Origin of the sequence: Priestia sp. FSL H7-0729, assembly GCF_038005685.1 — a bacterium.
Taxonomy (GTDB): domain Bacteria; phylum Bacillota; class Bacilli; order Paenibacillales; family Paenibacillaceae; genus Paenibacillus.
Genome location: NZ_JBBOTQ010000022.1, coordinates 28,465 through 51,796, shown reverse-complemented (window position 1 = coordinate 51,796; position 23,332 = coordinate 28,465). Strand labels below are relative to the sequence as shown.

13 protein-coding genes are annotated in these 23,332 nt (G+C 43.8%); all 13 read right to left on the bottom strand.

Going from position 1 to position 23,332, the window contains the following annotated elements; translation table 11 throughout:
- A partial coding sequence (locus MHH93_RS26995) for a non-ribosomal peptide synthetase (protein WP_500056538.1) occupies nt 1–2,820 on the bottom strand: 2,820 nt, incomplete at its 3' end.
- Nucleotides 2,821–2,825: 5 nt separating this feature from the next.
- Nucleotides 2,826–11,426, bottom strand: a complete 8,601-nt coding sequence (locus MHH93_RS26990; RefSeq protein WP_500056536.1) for a non-ribosomal peptide synthetase — start codon at nt 11,424–11,426, stop codon at nt 2,826–2,828.
- Nucleotides 11,427–11,609: 183 nt separating this feature from the next.
- Nucleotides 11,610–12,323 (bottom strand): thioesterase II family protein, encoded by a 714-nt coding sequence (locus MHH93_RS26985; protein ID WP_500056535.1) that lies wholly within the window; start codon nt 12,321–12,323, stop codon nt 11,610–11,612.
- Between the two features lie 36 nt (nt 12,324–12,359).
- Entirely contained in the window at nt 12,360–13,613 is a 1,254-nt protein-coding gene (locus MHH93_RS26980) for an MFS transporter (RefSeq protein WP_500056542.1), read from the bottom strand.
- Between the two features lie 63 nt (nt 13,614–13,676).
- On the bottom strand, nt 13,677–13,847 hold the full coding sequence (locus MHH93_RS26975; RefSeq protein WP_500056533.1) for a hypothetical protein: 171 nt from the start codon (nt 13,845–13,847) through the stop codon (nt 13,677–13,679).
- Nucleotides 13,848–13,882: 35 nt separating this feature from the next.
- Complete coding sequence (locus tag MHH93_RS26970) at nt 13,883–14,668, bottom strand: DUF4097 family beta strand repeat-containing protein (RefSeq protein ID WP_500056531.1); 786 nt, start codon at nt 14,666–14,668, stop codon at nt 13,883–13,885.
- 39 nt (nt 14,669–14,707) lie between these two features.
- Nucleotides 14,708–15,406 (bottom strand): ABC transporter permease, encoded by a 699-nt coding sequence (locus tag MHH93_RS26965; RefSeq protein ID WP_500056530.1) that lies wholly within the window; start codon nt 15,404–15,406, stop codon nt 14,708–14,710.
- Nucleotides 15,399–16,136: an ABC transporter ATP-binding protein gene (locus tag MHH93_RS26960; RefSeq protein ID WP_482070943.1), complete on the bottom strand. Its 738-nt coding sequence runs from the start codon at nt 16,134–16,136 to the stop codon at nt 15,399–15,401. Before MHH93_RS26960 ends, MHH93_RS26965 begins: the two co-directional genes overlap by 8 nt.
- Nucleotides 16,133–16,792 carry a TetR/AcrR family transcriptional regulator gene (locus tag MHH93_RS26955; protein ID WP_500056529.1) on the bottom strand — a complete coding sequence of 220 codons (660 nt, stop codon included), beginning with the start codon at nt 16,790–16,792 and terminating at the stop codon, nt 16,133–16,135. Before MHH93_RS26955 ends, MHH93_RS26960 begins: the two co-directional genes overlap by 4 nt.
- Before the next feature lie 154 nt (nt 16,793–16,946).
- Nucleotides 16,947–18,770, bottom strand: coding sequence for an ABC transporter ATP-binding protein (locus MHH93_RS26950; RefSeq protein ID WP_500056528.1), 1,824 nt, complete (start codon nt 18,768–18,770; stop codon nt 16,947–16,949).
- 84 nt (nt 18,771–18,854) lie between these two features.
- Nucleotides 18,855–20,153 (bottom strand): NCS2 family permease, encoded by a 1,299-nt coding sequence (locus MHH93_RS26945; protein WP_500056527.1) that lies wholly within the window; start codon nt 20,151–20,153, stop codon nt 18,855–18,857.
- A gap of 433 nt (nt 20,154–20,586) precedes the next feature.
- Nucleotides 20,587–21,345 (bottom strand): tRNA threonylcarbamoyladenosine dehydratase, encoded by a 759-nt coding sequence (locus MHH93_RS26940; RefSeq protein ID WP_091020457.1) that lies wholly within the window; start codon nt 21,343–21,345, stop codon nt 20,587–20,589.
- An 18-nt stretch (nt 21,346–21,363) separates the two neighbouring features.
- On the bottom strand, nt 21,364–23,142 hold the full coding sequence (aspS, locus tag MHH93_RS26935) for an aspartate--tRNA ligase (RefSeq protein WP_440390262.1): 1,779 nt from the start codon (nt 23,140–23,142) through the stop codon (nt 21,364–21,366).
- Nucleotides 23,143–23,332 lie beyond the last annotated feature (190 nt).

The window sequence follows — 23,332 nt, the reverse complement described above, 5'->3', positions numbered from 1 at the left end:
CAAAGCTTTTTTGTCCAGTTTGCCGTTCCTTGTCAGCGGTAGAGCTTCCAGCTGCACCACGTAAGATGGCACCATATATGAAGGCAGGATGCTGCGCAGATTCTCCCGAATACGCTCCCCGTCCAGCTCGCCTTCGCCCACTACATAAGCACACAGATAGTCATTACGGGTGTTATCCATTTTAACGACTACAACAGCATCCTGAACGGATTCTATATTGCGTAAATGAGTCTCGATCTCACCTGGTTCTACACGGTAACCCCGGATTTTGACCTGATCTCCAATTCTGCCGAGATACTCAATCGTACCATCTGTCTTCCACCGAGCTAAATCTCCGGTTCGATATATGCGACCACCAGAAACATAAGGATCGGGGACAAATTTTTCGTTAGTTAACTCTGTTCGATTAAGGTACCCTCTGGCCACGCCCGCTCCACCTATACATAACTCGCCCGGTATTCCATACCCACATAACCAATCATCCTGTAAAATGTAAATCTGCGTATTCCACAGTGGCAGGCCGATAGGGACGCTGCTTCCATAGTCTTCCTCAAGCTGCATATACGTTGCACAAACCGTAGCTTCTGTTGGCCCATATAAATTAACAAGTCTGTCCGTTCCTCTACCTGTCAGTTGCGTATATTTATTTACCAAATCGGGTGTAAGAGGCTCGGCACCCAAATAAATTTTATGCAATGACATCAACTGTTCAGCTAATTGATGCAGCTCTGCATATTCCAGAATCATTCTGAAAGAAGATGGAACAATCAGAGCATGAGTTACCTGCGTTTTGGCTATCAGCTCCAGCAGCTCTTTCGGGTCCCTATTTTCCGATTCAGTTGCGATGAGAAGCTTTCCTCCAGAAAGGAGGATTGAAAATATTTCCCATACTGCCGCATCAAAAATATAAGTGGATTTCTGCAGCATTACGCTTTCTTCATGAAGTCCGCCCGTTGCACGCTGCCATGAAACCAAATTGACCAGATTTCTATTTTCTACCAAAACACCCTTGGGCTGACCCGTTGTACCGGAAGTGTATATAACATAGGCCAGATGTTCTGGCTTAGCTAAAGGCTGAGGATTTTCTTCAATCTCTTCCTGCACCTCTGCCACATTTAATAGTTGTATTCCCTGTTGTTCTTCCAGTGCCGCCGCAGTTTTTATCGTGTTCTCCTCAAATACAATATGGCTTGTTCCACTATCCTCAATAATATAGCGGATACGCTCTAACGGCTGCTCCGGATCGATTGGCAAATAGGCCGCTCCAGCTTTTAAAATGCCGTAGATTCCAATAATCATATCCAGAGAACGTGTTGCAATCAGAGCCACGATTTGATCAGGACCTACCCCTTTTTCCAGTAAAGCAGCACCAACTGCATTAGCTCTTGCGTTCAGTTCCCGATAAGTTAATACCCGTCCTTGGAATTCCACTGCAATATGCTCTGGAACACGCGCAACCTGCTCCTCAAACAGCATAATAGCTGTCTTTTCACAGTTAGATTCCCGAGCAGTGTTATTAAAATCGGCTAACACCCTTTTCCGTTCGTCCGAAGTAATTAGTCCAAGCTCGCTAAGTACAAGATCAGGCTGAGCCATGATCTCCCCTACAAGTTCTTTGAATTGCAGTGCCATATGCTGTAGCGTATCTGCAGCAAATAAAGCATCACAATATTCCCAATTCACGTTGTAACCCTCTTCGACCTCTTCCACACTCACGGTGAGATCAAACTTTGCTACGGTAAGACCTACATCCATAGATGTTAAGAGCGCATCGTCAAGTTTAAAGCTTTCTTGTTCATTCTTTTGCAGCACAAACATGACATCAAACAACGGATTACGCGCAGGATCACGTTCTACACCAATTTTTTCTACCAATTCGTCAAATGGATATTCCTGATATTCATACGCTTTCAAGCATCGTTCTTGAATCTGATTTAATAATGTCCGAAACGTCATTCCAGTCCGGAATTCCCCACGTATGGCTAATGTGTTCACAAACATTCCCAACATTTCTTCTGACTCTGCATGTACACGGCCAGCTATAGGGCTTCCAACGACAATCTCGTCCTGACGAGTGTAACGATTCATCAGTACCATGAAACAAGCCAGTAAAATCATATATTCGGTTGCACTGCTGTAATGACTTAACTGTTTAACCCGCTCTTTAAGTTCCAGCGGTAATAATATATCTATGCTCTGCCCTCCGTATTGCTGCTGCTGCGGTCTTGAATAATCCGTTTTCAAATCAAGCGTAGAAACTTCACCAGCAAACTCTTCTGTCCAATAACGCTCCTGCTCACTCATATCCCTTGAATTTAACCACGCGCTGTAATCCTTATATTGTATACGCAGAGGAGGTATTTCCTCGTTATTATAGAAACGGCAAAGATCTGAGAGGAGGACATGTTTAGATCCATCATCAAAAATAATATGGTGGATATCCAGCATCAGGATATGCTCATTGGATGAAATTCGAACTATTTTAGCTCGCATCAGAGGAGCTTCACCAAGATTAAACGGTCTTACATGTTCTTTGAATATCTGTTGAATGTGATCTTCGGATGCTTCTTCATAATCAAGACAGATATCGCCTTCTTCCTTTACCACCTGTAAAAACTTATCTTTTTGATGTACAAAATAGGTTCTGAGAGGCTCGTGCCGTGCACAAAGCCGGGAGAAGGAGCGTCGTAAACGCTCCACATCAATCTCTCCCTCAATTTTCCAAAGCATCGGGACGTTATAGACAATATCGTTTCCATGCATCTCGGTAATGGCAAACATTCTTTTTTGTGCTGAACTCATTCGGTACTTTTTACTCATGATTCTTAGTCCTCCTCTTCTAATGCCACTGCGATATATGAGTAATTCGAGTCTGAAACATTCAAATCTTGAGTCTCTTTCTGAGAACTAATTAGTACAGACAGGTTCTTAGCCGTGCGTTCTACTAAAATATCCCGTAGTGTAAGCCTTACGCCAAGAGCCTGATCTATCGCATTCACCAGTTTGGTTGCCTTGAGAGAATGTCCCCCTAGTTCAAAAAAGTTATCTTCTAGGCTAACCTGCTCCACGCCTAATATTGTACCGATTGCATCGGCAATCACTGTCTCTACTGGATTGGTAGGTGCAATGTAGACCCTGCTAGATCTAAAATCAGGCATAGGTAATGCTTTTTGATCCAGCTTACCGTTAGGTGTTAGAGGTAAACTACCCAGCTGTTCTAAATGCGATGGCACCATATAAGAGGGCAGTTCCTCTTCCAAGCGTTTTCTTACATGTGACAAATTCAGCTGATCATCACCCACAAGATAACCACATAGAAACTTTTCATCGTTATCCTGCCTTATCGTAACAACTGCATTCTGAACTCCAGGACAGGATCGCAAATGGGCCACAATCTCATCAAGTTCAATTCGGAAGCCACGAATTTTGACCTGCTGGTCCATTCTTCCAAGATATTCGATGTTACCATCTTCCCTCCATCTCCCAAGGTCACCTGTATGGTATAAGCGCCCTCCCGAGAGCATTGGATGAGACCTGAACCGTTCTTTGGTTAGTTCTTCCAGGTTCAGATAACCTCTTGCAAGGCCATCCCCCCCTATGCAAATCTCTCCGGGTACACCTATACCGCACAGCTCTTCGTTTTCAAGAATATATACTTGGGTATTAGAAATCGGCTTACCAATCGGGATTGGCATCGTCATATCCTGACCGATATCAAAGGTAACTGCAAATGTGGTACTTTCAGTCGGACCATACCCGTTAACAATCCGAATGCGAGAGTTTGCCTCTCTTAAATGCTGAATATGTTGGAATGAAACCTGTTCCCCTCCTATGATTAATTGAGAGACAGGGTCAAACACATCCACTTGCTCAGCAACGATATAATTAAACAAGGATACCGTTAACCACATCGTATTAATTTGGTAGTGGCTAACAGCCTGTTTTAGGCTTGCTGGATCAGTCAATATTTCCTCTTCAACCAGGTACAGACAACCCCCATTAAGCAAAGCTCCCCATATCTCAAACGTCGAGGCATCAAACGATAAAGAACCGGTTTGAAGGATTCGGGCGTCGGTAAAATCAGCATAGTTCGCCTCTTTGACCAGTCGGTTAATGCTTCGGTGCTCGACCATGACCCCTTTCGGCTCACCTGTCGTTCCTGACGTGTACATCAGATAGGCGATGTCATCGGCATTAACAGGACAGTTTAGACCCGTGACCTCTTCCATTGCTTGTCCCGCTGTCTCAGGCGTAGAAGCGACTTCTTTCCGCGCTCCTTCGGATGCCAACATCGACAAGGTTGTAACTTCACCAGCCTTCAGCGCTTCTGGTTTCTCTTCACCGATTAGCACTACGCTGGCCCTACTGTCCTTCAGCATGTAGGCTATTCGTTGATTCGGATATTTGGGATCAATCGGCATGTACGCTGCTCCGACCTTCAAAATCGCCAAAATCCCCGTGATCGTATGTGTATTCCGCTCTGCCATGATACCTACATAATCTCCTCGCTCCACACCCGCTCGCCGTAACTGTTCTGCCAGCTGATTGGAACGCTGCTCCAGTTCACGGTACGTCATCTGCTCTTCGGCTGACACAACAGCTAGCTGATCAGGAGTCAATACAGCCTGGGAATGGAACAGATCTACCACGCTTCGGTCAGAGGGATATACCGTGTCCGTTGCATTAAATTGTTGCAAAATCCAATGCTTTTCCTGTTCTGACAGCATTGGAAGACGCACTAACTCTTCTTCTGGCTGAGACAAGACTGACTTTAGCATTACATCGTAATGATTAGCCATTCTTGTTATTGTTTCTTTCAAGAACAGATCCGTGCAATATTCCCAATGGAGATTGTAGCCGATATCCGTTTCGGCCATGCTGACAGTCAGATCGAATGTAGCAGACAAACTGTCTAACGTAACAGGTAACAACCGGGCCTCACCCACGCTCAGCTCTGACTGCTTTTCGTTAAATACAAACACAACATCAAAGATCGGATTACGCGATGGATCTCGTTCGGAAGACACGTTGTCTGCCAACTGGTCAAACGGATACTCCTGGTTCTCCCCTGCAGCAAGAAGCTTTTCCTGGACATGCTTCAGCAGCATGACAAAAGTATATTCTGGCTGTATTTCTCCTTTGATAGGCAAGGTATTAACAAACATACCCAACATATCCTCTGTTTCTGGGTGCACTCTTCCTGACACTGGGCTACCTACCACTACCGTATTTTGTCTGCTGTATCTACTCAGGATAAGCATGAAAACTGACATCAAGACTGCATATTCAGTCGTTCCGTGATGGCGGGCAAAACCCTTAATGAGCTCACTTGTTTCTTTATCCAAAGAGAAATCAAGGCTATCGCCATTGTGACTTTGCTCACGCGGACGAGGGAAGTCGGTTTGCAGGTCCAGAACAGGACATTCTTCAGCAAACTCGTTCAGCCAGTATTGTTCCTGTCTATGCAAATCACGGCGTTGTTCCCAAACAGCATAATCTTTGTATTGAAGTTTGAGCTCTGGCAGAGTATCCCCATTATAAAGATGCAGCAGATCGCTTATGAACGTATGCTTGGAACCTTCGTCAAAAATAATATGGTGAACATCTATCATCAGCAGGCTTTCTTGGTTCAATGTTTCATGTACCCCGACTCTCCACAGCGGAGCTTCATTCAGATTAAAAGGCTGAACAAATTGGGCTAATATTTCTGATACAGTTTCATGCTCTGCGTCATCATTCCATAATTCCCAATCTACATGATCTGCGATGGTCTGACGGACATCTCCATCTTTGATAGAGAACGATGTTCTCATTAGTTCGTAACGCTCGCATAACCTATCCAATGCCGTTTTCAGTCGATGCAAATTCAGTTGGTTTGCCCTGAACATCATAGGAATGTTATACGTAACGTTATTGCCCTGCATTTCATGTATCATATAAATTCTTTTCTGGGCAGCACTGACGGGATACCATTCTCTCTCTACCAGAGATTCAATCGGATCGTATACATCTGAATGTTTCACTGCCGAGAATAACCCTGCAATATTTCTAACGGTTCTGGCCATTAAAATCTCACGAATCGCTAATCGGTGACCTAAACTTTTATCCAGCTTGTTAATTAATCGCATAGCACGAAGTGAATGGCCACCCAGATCAAAAAAACTATCATCCAGGCTGACCTTGTTCATACCTAAAACCTCCATGAAAGCCTGCTGAACAGTACTTTCTGTCTCGTTCAAAAACTCGTCTACCGAAATTGAATCCTCCAGATAAGGTGTAGGCAAAGCACGTTTATCGAGTTTGCCATTTGACGTTAATGGGAGTTGCGCAATCACTTTGATATACGAAGGCACCATATAGGAGGGCAGCATTTTGCTTATCTCCTCACGAATATAAGTAGGTCCTTCAATTTCTTCACCTACAACATATCCGGCAAGAAAAAGCTCATCATTCACTCTGATCGGTACACAAGCTGCATCGAGGACATTTTCAATCTCTCTCAGCTTACTCTCTACTTCGCTGACTTCGATGCGGAATCCCCGGATTTTAACCTGTTCTCCGATCCTGCCTAAGAATTCGATATTGCCATCATCGGTCCAACGTGCCAAATCGCCCGATCGATACATACGTCCATCTTCGTGAAAAGGATCCTTCACAAATTTCTCTTCCGTGAGTTCCGGCAAATTCATGTAACCTCTGGCCACTCCTGCCCCTGCGATGCAAAGCTCACCTGGAATACCTACTCCACATAGCTGCAAGTCGTTCAAGATATAAATACGGGTATTAAAAATAGGTTTACCAATTGAAGCTAGGGCGCTTTTACCACTTTTGAATGAATAGGAAGTTGCTGTAACCGTTGCTTCTGTAGGACCATAGAGATTGCTTAGACGATCCAATGCTCCTTCCGTTATTTCTTCAAATTTTTGAATCAGCTCGGAGGTCACAGGCTCAGCTGCAAGATATATTTGTTTTACCGCTCGAAGTTTATCCGTTTTATTCTGTTCTTCTGCATATTCCATAATGATTCGCAGCATGGAAGGAATTAGTGCAATGTGACTACCCGGCATGATCTCAAGCAGTTGTTCCGGATCTTGATGCTGGGATTCATCAATAATCTTTAGTTTGCTGCCTGCAATCAGACACGGGAATATCTCCCATACAGATCCATCAAATACATGTGTCGTTTTTTGGATGACCACACTATGCTCATCATAATTGCCTACTGTCATCTGCCATATCGCTTGATTAACAACATGCAAATGCTCAATCATAACGCCTTTGGGTTTACCCGTTGTTCCCGAAGTATATATGACATACGCCAAGTGACTCGGCTTCGACACATATGATAAATTTTTCTCTACCTTGTTCCGATAGTTTTCAAGTTGAATGGCATGCCTGTCATTTAGAATCTCTGTTATTTTCTCACTACCTGGACCTGTTACAACGCATGTGACGGAGCTGTCTTGAAGCATGTATTTGATGCGTTCAACCGGATAATTGGGATCGATAGGTAGATAAGCTCCTCCTGCCTTCAGAATGCCAAGCATACCAACGATCATGTCCGTACATCTCTCCAGAGCAAGCCCAACAATCTGATTGGGCACTACTCCCAAAGTACGTAATTGTTTGGCTACCGCATTGGCTCTTTTATTCAAATTGGCATACGTAAGAAAATCGGATCCATATTCAACAGCAATTTGGTTTGGAGACTTTTCAACTCGATCTTCGAATAAGGAGATTAATGTTTCCTCCGTGGGCAAGGCAAACCCATTGTCATTAAAGGTGTTAAGTACGGTTTCCTTTTCTTTGGCACTTAACCAATCCATCGAGGATAATGGCATGTCTGGGTTTTGCAGACACTGCTTTAGTACGCTCTCAAAATGGGCAGCCAAATGAGCAATAGATGACTGCTTAAATATATCTTGGCAATATTCCCACTGAAGCTCGTACCCATGGGCTCCTTCCTCAATACTGAGCGTGAGATCAAAAGACGATGCAACACTCTGTAAAGGAACAAAAGAAGATTTAAATCCACCTATGGATGCAGGTGCCTGGACATTGTCCTGAAGTACGAACATGACATCAAATATGGGGTGACGTGAAGGATCACGTTCCACGCCACTTTTCTCAACCAGCTGTTCAAATGGATACTCTTGGTGTTCGTAAGCTTCCAAACATTTCTCCCGAACCTGCTGCAATAGTTCACGAAAGGTCTGTTTCTCCCTAAACTCTGCTTTGATGGCCAGCGTATTCACAAACATACCCAGCATGTGCTCGGTTTCCGGATGGATACGACCAGCAATTGGGCTTCCAATGATTACTTCCTCTTGTCTGCTATACCGGTTCAGCAAATACATAAAGCAGCTCATTAACAACATATATGGAGTCGTGTTGCTGTGTTGGCTCCACTGTTTCACCTGTTGGTGCAATTCAGCATCTAGATAGGTCAGGATGCTGCTACCACGATAACTTTGCTGCATCGGTCTAGGATAATCGGTCTTCAAATTTAAAACCGGAATCTCATCATGAAACTGAGCAAGCCAGTACTCTTCCTGTACTTGCAAGTCTCTTGAGTTTTGCCAAAGACTGTAGTCTTTGTATTGTGAATCTAACGGAGGCAATATATTGCCGTTATATAATTGTTCAATATCATGTAATAGTAAAGCTTTGGAGCCGTCGTCAAAAATAATGTGATGAATGTCAAATAGTAGCAAGGTTACATCATCTGTTCCATACATCATCCCTGCTCGCATGAGCGGTGCTTTGCCTAGATCAAATGGACGGACAAAATTTTGGACCATCTGCGGAAAATCTTCCATACTGCCATCAAGCATAGTGAAAATTGGTTCAGCATCTTGATCAATGATCTGTCTAAACTCTCCTTCTTTGTAAACAAAGTGCGTTCGGAGAATCTCATGACGCTGGAGCAGCATTTGAAGTACTTTTGCAAAATGTTTATCGTCCAGCTTACCCCTCACTTGCAGTGCAAAGGGCACATTATAAGCAAGGCTTTCCGTATCCATCTGTTGAACAACAAACATACGCTTTTGAGCATAACTCATCGGATAAACATCCAACCGTTCGCTGACCAGTGATGGAAATACATCGGAAAATCCTTGTTCGCACCGAGAAATCACTTGAAGCAAATCCCGTACCACTGGGGCATTAAACACATCTTTTATACTAAGCTTTGAACTCATCCGTTTTTCTATAAGATTCACCAGCCTAGTTGCTCGCAGGGAATCACCACCAAGTTCGAAAAATTGGTCCGTCATGCCAACTTCCTGTAATCCAAGCACTTCTTGCAGAATTTCAGTTAATAGTATTTCTGTTGGCTCAGCTGGCGGAACATAATTAGCGGACCTCACGAAATCAGGCTTCGGGAGCGCTCTCTTATCCAGTTTTCCGTTAGAAGTGACCGGTAATTTATCCAATTGGATAAGGTGTGAAGGAATCATGTATTTAGGCAAAAATTCGGCCAATCTTTGTTTAATGCTATTACTCTCGATTTCCTCTTCAGCCACGAAGTATCCACATAAATAGGGGTAGCCATGATCTTCTCGTTTGATAACGACCGCGTTACTGATCATATCCAGACTACGCAGTTTGCTTGTAACTTCCGCGAGTTCGATACGATACCCCCTTATTTTGACCTGATCATCAATTCTACCTAGATATTGGAGATTGCCTCCCTCCATCCAGCAGGCAAGGTCACCCGTGCGATAGATTCTTTCACCTGGAACATATGGATTATCCAGAAAACGTTCAGCAGTTAGATCAGGCTTGTTGATGTATCCTCTGGTTACTCCTGCACCACCAATGTACAGTTCGCCTGGCATACCAACACCACAGATTCGATCCTCATTCATAATATAGACGGTCATGTTGGAAATCGGATTGCCAATATGAACAGTACTTAACGGTTCATTCAGCGGGACGGCATAAGATGTTGCAAATACCGTTGCTTCTGTAGGCCCGTAACAGTTAACTAGCTGGGTCTTACCTTGTGAACCAGAGTAAAAGCGCTCTGCCAAAGCAAGTGGAAGAGCTTCCCCGGATAGTACGATCCGTGTTAATGACGATAGTGCTGACCAATCAGCTGCAAGCGTAAATTCTTCTAATACGGAAGGCACGAATGAAGTGCGGGTTACCTTACACTTCTTAATGGTTTCCATAATCTTGGAGGGTTCTTTTTCATCTTCCTTGGGTAAAAGTATGACCTTAGCCCCAGCTAAAGGAGCAACAAATAATTCCCATATCGACAAATCAAAAGCATAGGTCGTTTTCGCCAAAATGATGTCATATTCTGTAAATTGATCTCGCAGCATCCATTGAGTAAAATTCACCAGGTTTCGATTCTCTACCATTACGCCTTTGGGAAGCCCAGTCGTACCAGAAGTATAAATAACGTAGGCCAAGCTCTCTGGCTTGCTTATCCGCTCAAGATTACCTTCATCTCCTTCATCACCGAAAGAGAGTGGTAAGATCTCATGAGAGGTTATTGAACGAACACGATCAATGTAAGCATCCTCGGCTAACACGACCTTAGTTCCACTATTTTCCAGCAAATACTGTATGCGTTGATCCGGCAGTTCTGGATCTATCGGCATATATGCTGCTCCAGACTTTAGAATTCCATAAATCCCCACCATCATTGAAACGGAACGTTCTGTAATAATTCCAATGATGTGATCCGGTTTTGCTCCCATCTCTCGCAACTTTTGCCCCACACGATTGGCTCTCCCATTAAAGTCTTTGTAAGTAATCTTCTCCCCCTTGTATTCAAAAGCAATATAATCGGGGTTTAAGTCTACCTGTGCCTCGAACAGCTCGATAAATGTAGAATTCTGATCGTATGGCGTTTTGCTTTTATTAAAATTAGTCACCATTTCCTGCTTTTCATTATCGCTAATGAGCTCTATGTCTCGTAGTAAAATAGACGTACGGGTAATCATTTGTTCGGTGATCGTTAGTAATCGGGCATGCATTCTCTTGATCATATGATGAGTTATGTGCTCAGAGTGCGTTTGGTATGTGACTAAAAACCGTCCTTGTTCTTCCGTAATTCCTATTGTTATAGTATTCCTGCAATCGGAACGATCCGAAATCATATGGTCTAGATTCATCGTAATGGTTATCCCAGATGTACAATACTGCTGCCATAATGGATCATTCAACCGTTGTTTCAAAAAATCATCAACCAGCAGTTGTCGGTCCGTTTGGACCTGTAGAGAAATTGATTCCCCATCGGAAGTGTTCACTTCTATAAACGATGTATCACTTCCAGAAATGAGATTCTCATAATAGCCACAAATAGAAGCCAGTAACAATGGTGCATTCACTCCATAATCTGAGCTAAATTTTCGTATTGACCGCCCCAGTGACTCGTCCATTTTCATCTTGTACTCCTGACTCATGTCGATCATGTTAGCCTCCTGCAATAATTGTAATTAACTTGAAATAAAGATATAAAAATTAAAATAAACACAAAAAATCTCTTTTTATGATAAATATGGATCTAAAGAACCATATTCTTCACTAAAAGAGAATATCCTTCACCGTTTTTAGCATTCGACAAACAATCTGAAATTCTGACAAAAAACAAGCCATTAATTAGAGAAAACTGGCTGTCTCAATTCATTAGAAATGGACTGACTGACTTCCCATGCCATTCGTTTGGCTCCCTGATTAATAAAGAAGTGACTTGTTCCCATTCGATGATACATACAGAACTTTGAAGAGAGGGGTGACCAGTCAAAAATCTGTCTCTGCTGATTCTCCTCATCAGAATAAAGTACAGTGATATTAGCATCGATCCCCTGTCTACCTTGCACATACGAATATTTTGAATAGAGATCAAGATCTTTAAGATATTTAGGTACGATCCACTCCAACAAGGTTTGTTGTTCTGTGATAGGAAGATTCACTCCCATACTAGACAAGTTAGCTTTCACCCTCTTTTCCACATCTGTACGAGTTAAATGCTTCGCTGTATGTTGACTTGGGGGTACATGAGCTGCAAAGAACATGTGAATCGGTTTTCTATTGTACTTTTGTAGAATCTCATAATAAAGTTCGTACGCTACAAGGCTTCCCATGCTATAACCCATAATGGCAAAAGGTTTCTCGTCCCATAACTCCTGCACTTGAACCGCCAATTCCCGAACCATATGTTGGAAGCTTGAGTGTTTATTCTTCTGTCCTGGCTCGGAATATTCAATGGGTATCATTTCAATCCATTCAGGAAGATTAGAGGCAAATTCATGATACATGGATGAACTTCCACCAGCATAAGGCAAACAAAATAATTGCATTCGCTTCATTTTTGTTATTTCTCCTTTTTCGTAACAGCTGACTGATCAAACCTGCGAAGTTACTGTATCCTGAGTTGTGGAGTTTTCACTTGATGAGCTCAACAGCTTTCTCATGACGAGCGATATAATGATGGTGATAATACCAATTAAGATAACGAGTAGGTACATATCATTAGTAAATTTGTCAATCAATGTTCCAGTCACCACTTGACCGATAGGGACGGCACAGGTCGATATAGCAAACAATATAGCCATCACTTTGCCCAACAAAGCATTAGGCGTCTTTTTCTGCAGGAGTGTAGTAAAAAAAATGTTAACAAGAGTAATGACAAACATTATTAGCATGGCACAGAGAGAAAACACGAGATATGCAATAATGGGTTGTTGATCACCGCCCAACCAGGAAGGGTAAATAGCCAAAGCCATAGGTAAAAATATAATTCCGCTGCCTAAAAAGTATAAATATAAGTTGTTAATTCTTATTTTCCCTGCAACAAAGCCTATGACCGAAGCAGCAACGATCATACTTAATGATATTCCTCCTTGTGTATACCCGAAGTACTGATCTTCCATATGCATTAGCACTTTAATAACATAAGGAATACCTACTAAAAAAAGAGGAGTTATAAACAAATTAATCAAAGCGGCAATCATAATAATTTTAAGTAAGAAGGGGTTCTCTTTATGAATGTAGCGAAACCCTATTGCTAGATCCGATCCAATCGTTTTGAGCATACCCTGAACTCTGGCCTCTTTGAAAAAAGGAATCCGGATAAAAAGTTCAATGATCGCAGCAATCAAAAAACTGGCACACGTAACAGCGACGATAAACTCAATCCCTGCAAATCCGTAAATCAATCCTCCGAGCACAGGACCTGCAAAGTTTGTGATAGCTCCGATGCCCGATACTGCACCGTTGGCCTTCATTAATTTATCCTCTTCAATCAACAAAGGTATACTCGCTTGAACAGTAGGGTGATAAAAGGTGCTAACCAGAGCTAATATTGTCATAACTGCCCCAATGATAATAACCATGTCACCTGATCCTGCATAAAGAAATGCAAGTAATCCACCCGTTACTACAAAACTGATGAAGTCAAAGGACACAATTAAATGTTTTCGATTTACCCGATCGGCGATCGCTCCTCCAATAGGGGATAGAAGTATAGTGGGTAGCGTTGAAACAGCCAGCAACACAGCAAACGTCTCTGCAGAGCCTGTAAAATCAAGAATATACAATGACAGTGCAAAACGTAGGATAGCACTTCCAAATAAGGTAATGATCTGTCCTATCAGAATCAGGTTGAAATTTCGATTAAAACCTAATAAGATACGAACTCCCCCTTTGTTGCAGGATTAAAACTATTTGAATTGATAATTAATCACTGCACTGACAAGTGCACAGCAACCGAACAAAATGAACCACCAAGCCCATTTATTCCTGACATGCCTGCGTTTGCTATCTAATACACCATAGACTCCTATGATTAGTACAATAGAGGAAAAGGTAATGCCCACAATCCAGCCTGCCATTTTGCATGCCTCCTTCATTTTCATGGATTATTCAGTTACCTTCTTTTTAAATGAAAGGATCCCCCACGAATATCAATTTGAAATTGGCTTTTCCCATTTTTGTATGAGAATCGTTTAGGTTGACCCTGTACAGAAGTCAGTTCAAAATCGCTTTTTAATGCGCCTGATCTTTCGTTCAGCTGCATTTCAAAGCCTTCTTGATCTGGAATGCTTACTACGGCCTTCATTCCAGTGGATATAGAATGGAAACTATCTGGAGTTTGAAGACAATCCATATGAAGTCCCCTCCCCGTAGTCTTCGATTCCACATGTTGAAATTCACCTGTAATCTCAATCTTGGATGAACTGGAGTGGAGAGTGAATCTATTTGCTTTTACATTATTTGCGTAAAAATCTGAGGCGGTTGCGTATACCTCAAGCTTTTCCATGTTTCCGGACATCGTTAAACTGCCCGAAGTGACTTTACATTGACAGCGACTAGCTTGAATTCCATTCATCGCAAGCTGACCACCTGTTGTTTTCACTAGAATGGAATTTAAAACACGACGAGGCACGTGCAGCTCTAAAGCTGTCCGACCGATATTAAGCCCAATGAAACCTGCTTTTTTTCGTCCATCCACAATACTTAATTTATTGTTGTTAATACTTGGCTGCATTAACTTTCGCTCGGAATAACGCTTATCGGCATACTGCATGACGTGAATCAATTCATCGTCCCCCAAAAGTACATGAATATCGCCTGACAACCAATCCAAATCAATGTCATCTATGGGTTGATCCACATCTATCGTCTTACAGAGGCTAAGTTCACTGCTTTTCAACACTTTTCTTCTCCCCTTTCTTTGCCTTCATGCCACAGATCATTCTGTCTCCATCGTATGGATGCGATTCATCAATTCCATGACGATAAACACCCCTAATGCAATCATTAATAATGCCAGGAAAATCAGAAGAAGCTGATTTTGAGCACTACCAATCACGAGATTCCCAATAAGTGCACATAGAAGCAAAGCAGATACGATAGCAGACGGCACTGATTTGCGAACGAATCCGATACGCATAGCAGCTAGACTGCAAACACTCGCACTAATGGATAGAATGACAATAGTTAATATCATCGATAACACCAGATTTAACGACATTTTGTCATTTACAATGGGAGCCACAGATTCTGTCATGGCAAAAATGAATAACGCCAGCAAGTTCCCTCCGATCATCGCAATCGTTGAGAAGCTTGAAACGAGGATCACTTTGGCGAGCAACATCTTTTTCCGATTTACAGGATACGTAAATAACAACGTCAAACGATTTCCAGAATACTCTTCAATCACTACTCGGGAATACATGACTGAAGCTAATACAGAAAAACAAATCATGCTAATAATCGAAGTAAACAAGAGAATGTTGGGGTACGTTTGAAAGTCTGCCTCATTCTCAACCTTGGCCACGTAAGCTATGAAATAAACAAAAGCGATTAAACCCAGGGTCACCGCTACACTTGCTTTTAAATACACGTTCATTCTGTGCCTTTTCAGTTCCAGACGGATAAGCTTACGCAATTTCTGTCCCTCCACTCGTCACTTCAAAAAAGTATTCCTCCAATCCATTTGGAAACTTTGCACGGATTTCAGTCATATGCATCTCACGGATAATTGAGCCATTAACAATGATTCCAATAATATCAGCCACTTGTTCCAGTTCTGAAATAATGTGACTGGAGATCAAGATAGACATACCATATTCGTTGACAAAACGTTTAAATAATGCTCTCATTTCCCGAATAGCCAAGGGATCTAGTCCGTTAATCGGCTCATCCAGTATCAGGAGCTTAGGTTTGTGAATGACGGCTCTAGCTATAGCAAGACGCTGGCGCATACCTAACGAAAATGTAGAAACCGCTTGGCTACCTGTCTGTTCAAGCCCTACCATTTCCAAGAATTCCATCACGTTGTTATCATCTTTATCCATATAAGCGAGATGAATCTGCAAATTTTCCTTTGCCGACAGATGTTCAAAAAAAATGGGTACTTCTATCAGACTCCCCACCTGTCCCAGCATCTCATCCCGGTGAGTCGAAACATCCATTCCCAGTACTTTGGCATGACCGCTGCTCTGCTTTAGTAAACCAGTCAATATTTTCATCACCGTGGTTTTCCCAGCTCCGTTCGGTCCCAAAAAGCCATAGATACTGCCCTCAGGCAAGTTCATCGTACAGTTTCGAATGACTTCTCTCTCTCCGAAAGATCTAGAGATACCTTCCATTTCTACAATTAAACCCTTCCCACTCATCCCACATAGCCTCCCGTGCTGGCATGCCGATTGGTAATACGTTGAATAAGCTGTTCACTTACGATATCCGCTCCCAAAAGCTTCATCATGTGCTGTAGAAACTTGAGCCTTTCCAATGTCTGTGCCTGATCCCGTCCAAAAAGAAGAGGGTTGATCCAGATATTAACGAGCAGCATAAAGATTTCAGCACACTCCAGCGGAAATTCTACAGAAATTGATCCATCACTCTTGCCTTGCTCCATGATATTGGCAATAATTCGTGCGTCTTTTAGAACACCCTTCCTGATTCCACCAAGTACAAACTGTGGATTCTTGATCTGAGTGCTTAAAACCTGATCAATGGAGTTAGACTGAATGCCAGGATCAACGATAATATTTTCCAAAATACTGATGAGCTTCTGCCTGGCATTCGGAGCATGCGTGTTCTGGATGAGTTCCATAAACATGTCTTCTGCCCGCCCAAGCTCCTTCTCCATCACTGCACTAAGGATATCCTCCTTGGACTTGAAATGATGATATATTGCACCTTTGGACATGCCTAATTCATCTATAATGTCTTGAATACTGGTCTTTTCATATCCTTTTTCGGTAAACATTTGAGTTGAGACTGCCAGAATCAGGTCCAGTGTCTGCTCAGGGTATTTATTTCTGGCCATAACGTCCTCCTTATACATACCAACGGTCGGTATCTATAATATAGAGTATGTTGGTCTTACTGTCAATATGAGGAATTTTAAAAATACAAAAAAAGGATTTTCGTAATTACCTTAATAGGTAATTACGAAAATCCTTCTTCAATATAACCAGGAGTTACTCTTCACTTCGTACTTTACCGCTACTGGCTCCCATGCCTTCTTCATCCTGGGATACAAACTGTTTTTGCGCCAGTTCACGGTATACCGGATGGGTACTTACCAACTCCGCATGCGTTCCTGTTCCCGTAACATGTCCGTGCTCCAAAACGACAATTTGATCGGAGTCCACCACAGTAGACAACCGGTGCGCGATCACAATCGTGGTTCTGCCTTCCATCAGATTGGACAATGCCTGTTGCACTTCATATTCCGAGGTACTGTCCAGACTCGATGTTGCTTCGTCCAACATAAGAATATCCGGACTGCGCAGTAAGGCACGAGCAATAGCAATTCGCTGACGTTGGCCCCCGGACAACTTGATTCCTCTCTCGCCCACTTCCGTGTCATATGCCTGTGGCAGCTTGTCGATAAAGTCGGCAGAATAAGCCATCTCAGCAGCTTGGCGGATCTCATCCATCGTAACCTCACGATCCAATCCGTACGTGATATTGTCTTTGATCGTACCCGCCATAAGCGGACTTTCCTGAGATACATACCCGATCTTGCTGCGCCAGGAGGACAAGGAATAGTCCGTTATCGCTTGTCCCCCATACGATATGTGGCCTGAATCGGGCATATAGAACTGCTCCATCAAGGAGAACAGCGTTGATTTACCACTGCCGCTTGGGCCGACAATGGCTGTTACTTTACGTGTAGGAACCGTCAGATTGATCCCGTGTAGCACTTCTTCCCCTGTGACATAGGAAAAGTGTACATCATGGAAGGCAATCGTCGCATTTCCTTTTGGAGCTACCTTGGTGCTATCATGTGGCTCTTCCTCATCAGCAAGAATAGCTTGTATGCGTTCTGTTGCACCTACGACTTTTTGCAAACGGGAGTATAGCGTCGTGAATTGCCCCATTGGCATAATGACCTGGAACAACAGCAATATGAAGGCGACCAGTTCACCCGGTGACAGCATGCCAGACGCTACACGCATTCCCCCTACACCCAGAATAACGACCAACACGGCAGTCATGACAAATGTAAACAAGGGACCGATCAGCGCAAGGATGCGTGCTTCCTGCAAGCCAAAAGCAAACATTTTACGAATCCGGGAATCCCCTGCTTCTGATTCTTGTTTCTCCGTTCCATAGGCTTTCACCAATCGGATCTCGCCAATAACTTGACTGAGTACGGACGTAAGACCTGCCATCTCATCCTGCTGTTTTTTCGATATTTTATACATCTTCCTACCCACCGGCAACAGGATCAACAGCGTAAGTGGCACCAGACTCAGGATAATGAGCGACATGACCCAATCCAAATAGAACAGTAACGCCACACCACCCACAACGGCAACGATGTTTGACACAAAGGAAACCAGATAATCCGCGATCAACGTCATGATCTGGCTTGTATCATTCGTAATCCGGCTCATCGTATCGCCTGTCCGATTGCGATCGAAATACGGCATTCGTAGCGACAACACCTTGTTCCACAGCTTGGTACGAAGCGTTGCGACCACGCGTTGTCCGGCGTAATTTAACATATAAATGCTGATACCCGAGGCAATCGCTTGAATCACAAATGCACCGAGCAACAATAAAATAACAGATTTGTTCAACGCCGAAGTGGTAAGTCCATCTATCAAACCTTTGGTCATCAGTGGCACAATCAGTCCGGCCGTCGTTTGGATCAAGGTTAAGATGAGGGCCAGAATCAGGATCAGTTTTGGCGGATTTGTGGAAGCGATAAGCTTGACAAAATCCTTGAATCCTTTTGTTCCTACCTTCGGTTCCTTCGGTTCCTTCTGCTCTGCTTGCTGCTGTTCTTCCATTCCCGTTCCTCCCGTTCACATCTGCTCACCAGTGTTCATACGTATGAATTTACATGACGTTGCCTTTTGTTGTATAACACAGCTTTACAAGATACCATGTAACACGAAATTGGCTAAAAAGAGGATGGATATGCCATACATGACCACAGGTACCTGTTTACCTTGACCTGCTGCCAGCTTCGCTAATGGATAGGCAATGAATCCAAACGCCATACCATCCACGATGCTATATGTAAATGGAATCATGACCATGATCAGAAATGCCGGGAAGGCCTCTGTAAAGTCACCAAAATCCATATCTTTTACACCTTGCACCATCAGGCCACCAATAATGATCAAAATGGGTGCAATCGCACTGTCTGGAATGTAACCGAGTAGCGGGATGAAGAAAAAAGTAGCCCCGAATAACACGGCTGTAACGAGCGGAGTTAATCCCGTGCGACCACCTGCGGCGATCCCAGCTGTAGTCTCTGCGGCGGCGACTGGAGGACTACTTCCAAATACACCTGCCAACACAGTACTAATGGACAGAGCACGCAGACTGCCTTTGAACCGCTCTGGACGACCAATCATCTGTGTCTGAGCGGTAATTAATCCGATATTTTCGAACACCACAATTAGCAGTAGCAAAAATACCGCGATCCAGAACGCGACATCAGCAAGCTTCATTAGAGACAATTCGCCAAACAATCCACCGTATTGACGCAACGCATCCATCGCTGATACGGATTCACCCGGGTTCACTGCCCCAAGTACGTAGGCAAGGCCTGTGCCGACCAGAATACTGATGAGAAGTCCACCCTGTACATTACGTATAAATAAAATCAAGGCAAGCACCAGTGTAACGCAGGCAGTAATGACATTCGGATCATTGAAATGTCCAATCGCGACAAATGTGGTCTGATGCGCGATCACGATCCCACTTTTTTGCAAACCAATAAATGTAAGGAACAAACCAATCCCCACCGTAATGCCATGCTGCAGATTTTTCGGAATTGCTTCGCTAATCATTTTGTATAGTGACGTAAAAGCAACAATAGCAAACAGTATACCTGTAACAGTTACCACGGCCAGTGCTTCTTGCCAAGTTAATTTCATGGAATGTACGAGTGTATACGTGAAAAATGCATTAATCCCCATTCCGGGTACAACGATAATTGGTGATTTTCCGCCAAATGCCATGAGCAAACAGCCTGCAATGGATGTCAGCAGGGTTCCAACCATAGCTGCCTGCAAGGGCATTCCGGCATCGGAAAGAATTGTCGCATTGACCATAACGATATAGACCACGGCAAAATAGGAAATGGCTCCCGCCACAACTTCCTTCTTCCACTGGTCTCCCGGCTCCATGCCAAGACGTCTGGTCATCCATCCGTGTTTCATTTCGTTCTATTCCCCTCTCTATATAAATTCAACTAAAGAATGTTTACACTTGCCACTCCGATGACAGAATAATCTTCCGATCGCTGTTATCCCCAGATTTTTTTGAATTTCCTTCTCCAGTGGGAAAATCCGGTGATAAAGGCGAACGCTTCGCTTCTCCAGCTTTTTCTGTCCTCTCCGTTCTCGTGTAAAAAGTTAAGTTGAACCTATATGCCGCAAATTCTTTTATGTATGTATCATCATTTCGCGCAGCAGTGAATATCATACACGGTTTTGACATTGAAGTACATGACGTAACTCTGACATTTATCTAGGAATACAGTTCGGCTATCATAGATGATTGACGTCCCGTCGCTCTGTCTTTCGACGTATGACCTACACAAAAAAGCGCAGATGCCTAATTGGCATCCACGCTTCTTCCGTTGGCAGCAAGTTACTGCTGCTTATTCTCTGCAATTTCTAACAGATCCTTAATCGCAACACTGACCATAATCAGTCCGGCCACCGGAGGCACGAATGAGTTACTCGCAGGTGGCTGTTTAGCCTTGCGAATTTCCGGAGCATTCTCCGGAACGATTTTTTGCGTGACGTCCTCGCGTGGTTTCATCGGCTTTTCAGTCGAGAAGACCACTTTCACGCCTTTTTTAATGCCGTCTTTACGAAGGGTGGTACGCACAACACGGGCAATCGGGTCCATGGTCGTTTTCGAAATATCCGCAACCTGGAATTTCGTTGGATCCATTTTATTCGCCGCACCCATGCTAGAAATCATCGGAATTTTACGTTTCAGGCACTCTTTAATGAGATGGATTTTGTAGATAATCGTGTCGGATGCATCCAGCACATAATCCAGTTCATATTTGAACAATTCCTCATACGTTTCTTCCGTGTAAAACATATTCAATGCAATGGCATCACATTCCGGATTGATCAGTTTCACACGTTCCACCATCAGGTCCGCTTTTTTCTGTCCCACTGTCGTGGTCAGCGCATGAATCTGGCGGTTGATGTTGGTGATATCCACGACGTCTTTATCAATCAGGATAATGCGCCCAACGCCGCTACGGGCAAGAGCTTCTACAGCAATACCACCTACGCCGCCAATACCGAGCACAGCGACTGTACTATTCTTCAATGCGTCAAGACCTTCAGGTCCGATCGCAAGTTCTGTTCTTGAAAATTGATGGAGCATTGAGAATCGATGCCTCCTTTATTTCTTTTCCGCTACCGGTTTACGGGCTACACGGATGTGAAGTTGTTCCAATTGAGAGTCATCTACTCCAGAAGGTGCATTCATGAGCAGATCCGTTGCACTTGCCGTTTTCGGGAAGGCAATCGTTTCACGCAGATTGGTGCGACCCGCCAACAACATCACGATACGGTCAAGACCAAAGGCAATTCCGCCATGCGGTGGAGTTCCGTATTCGAATGCTTCCATCAGATAACCGAATTTCTCATTCGATACTTCTGGGGAGAGGCCAAGGGCAGCAAACATTTTTTCCTGAACATCACGTTTGTAGATACGCATCGAACCGCCGCCTATTTCATAACCATTGAGAACAAGGTCATAGGCTTGAGCGCGAATGGCACCCGGATCAGTGTCGAACAGATGTACATCTTCGTCTTTTGGACGGGTGAACGGATGGTGTTCTGCTACATAACGTTTGGCATCTTCATCATATCCGAGGAGTGGGAAGTCCACAACCCAAGCGAATTTGAATTTGCTGTCATCGATCAGTCCAAGTTGACGACCGATTTTCAGACGCAATGCGCCCAGAACGTCAGCAACCACTTTTTTCGTATCTGCAGAGAAGAGCAACAAGTCGCCATCTTCGGCACCTGTACGTTCTTTGACAGCTTCGATTTCTTCAGGCGTGAAGAACTTCACGATTGGCCCTTTGAACTCGCCGTCTTTCACTTGAATCCAAGCCAGACCTTTCGCACCGTAACGTGCAGCAAATGGTCCGAGATCATCGATCTCTTTACGGCTCCATGTGCCACAGCCTTTAGCATTCAGCACTTTCACTTCTCCACCTTTTTCGATGACAGAAGCAAATACTTTCACACCACTGTTCGCTACAATATCGTTCATTTCAACCAGTTCCATACCGAAGCGCAGATCTGGTTTGTCTGAACCGTATTTACCCATTGCATCTGCATACGTAATCCGTTGGAAAGGCAGTTCCAGCTCTACGCCTTTCGTTTCACGCAACAATTTGGCCATCAGTTCTTCCATCATTGGCAACAGGTCATCCTGTTGCAAGAAGGAAGTCTCGATGTCGACTTGCGTAAATTCGGGTTGGCGGTCTGCACGCAGATCCTCATCCCGGAAACAGCGAGCGATCTGATAATAGCGCTCAACGCCACCCACCATCAGCAATTGTTTGTAGATTTGTGGGGATTGTGGCAAAGCGAAGAATTCACCTTCATGCACACGGCTCGGTACGAGATAATCACGCGCACCTTCCGGGGAGCTCTTCGTCAGGATTGGTGTTTCCACTTCAACGAACTCTTCTCCATCCAGGTAATCACGGAACACTTTGGATGCTTTGGAACGCAGTTTCAGTGTTTCGAACATTTCCGGACGACGCAGGTCCAGGTAACGATATTTCAAACGAAGGGATTCATCCACTTCTACACCATCTTCAATAAAGAATGGAGGTGTTTTGGCTGCGTTCAGCACTTCGATTTCAGTGATTTGAACTTCAATCTCGCCGGTAGGCAGGTTTTTGTTCACTGTTTCTGCATCACGTTTAACGACTTTACCTGTTACAGCGATAACATACTCGCTACGTACGCGATCTGCAATTTGCAGAGCTTCACCGGAATAAGCTGGGTTGAAGACAACTTGTACAATTCCGCTGCGGTCACGCAGATCGATGAAGAGTACGCCCCCCAGGTCACGGCGGGTTTGAACCCAACCGTTCAATGTTACTGTTTCACCGATGTGTGCGGGTGTTAATGCGCCGCAATGATGACTTCTTTTCATAACCAAACTCCTCATTGTGTGAATTTCCGTTCTGTATGGGCAGTGAGTACCTGCTCTTCAACAGTCCGGTTACGTATAGATCATGTATTCGAAAAGGCTTGTTACCTCTTGCTCGCCAACTTCCGATTAATCGGAAGAGTCGGTGAACCTGAGTAATTTTGCCGGATCCATTGTTTTACTTGAATGTTTA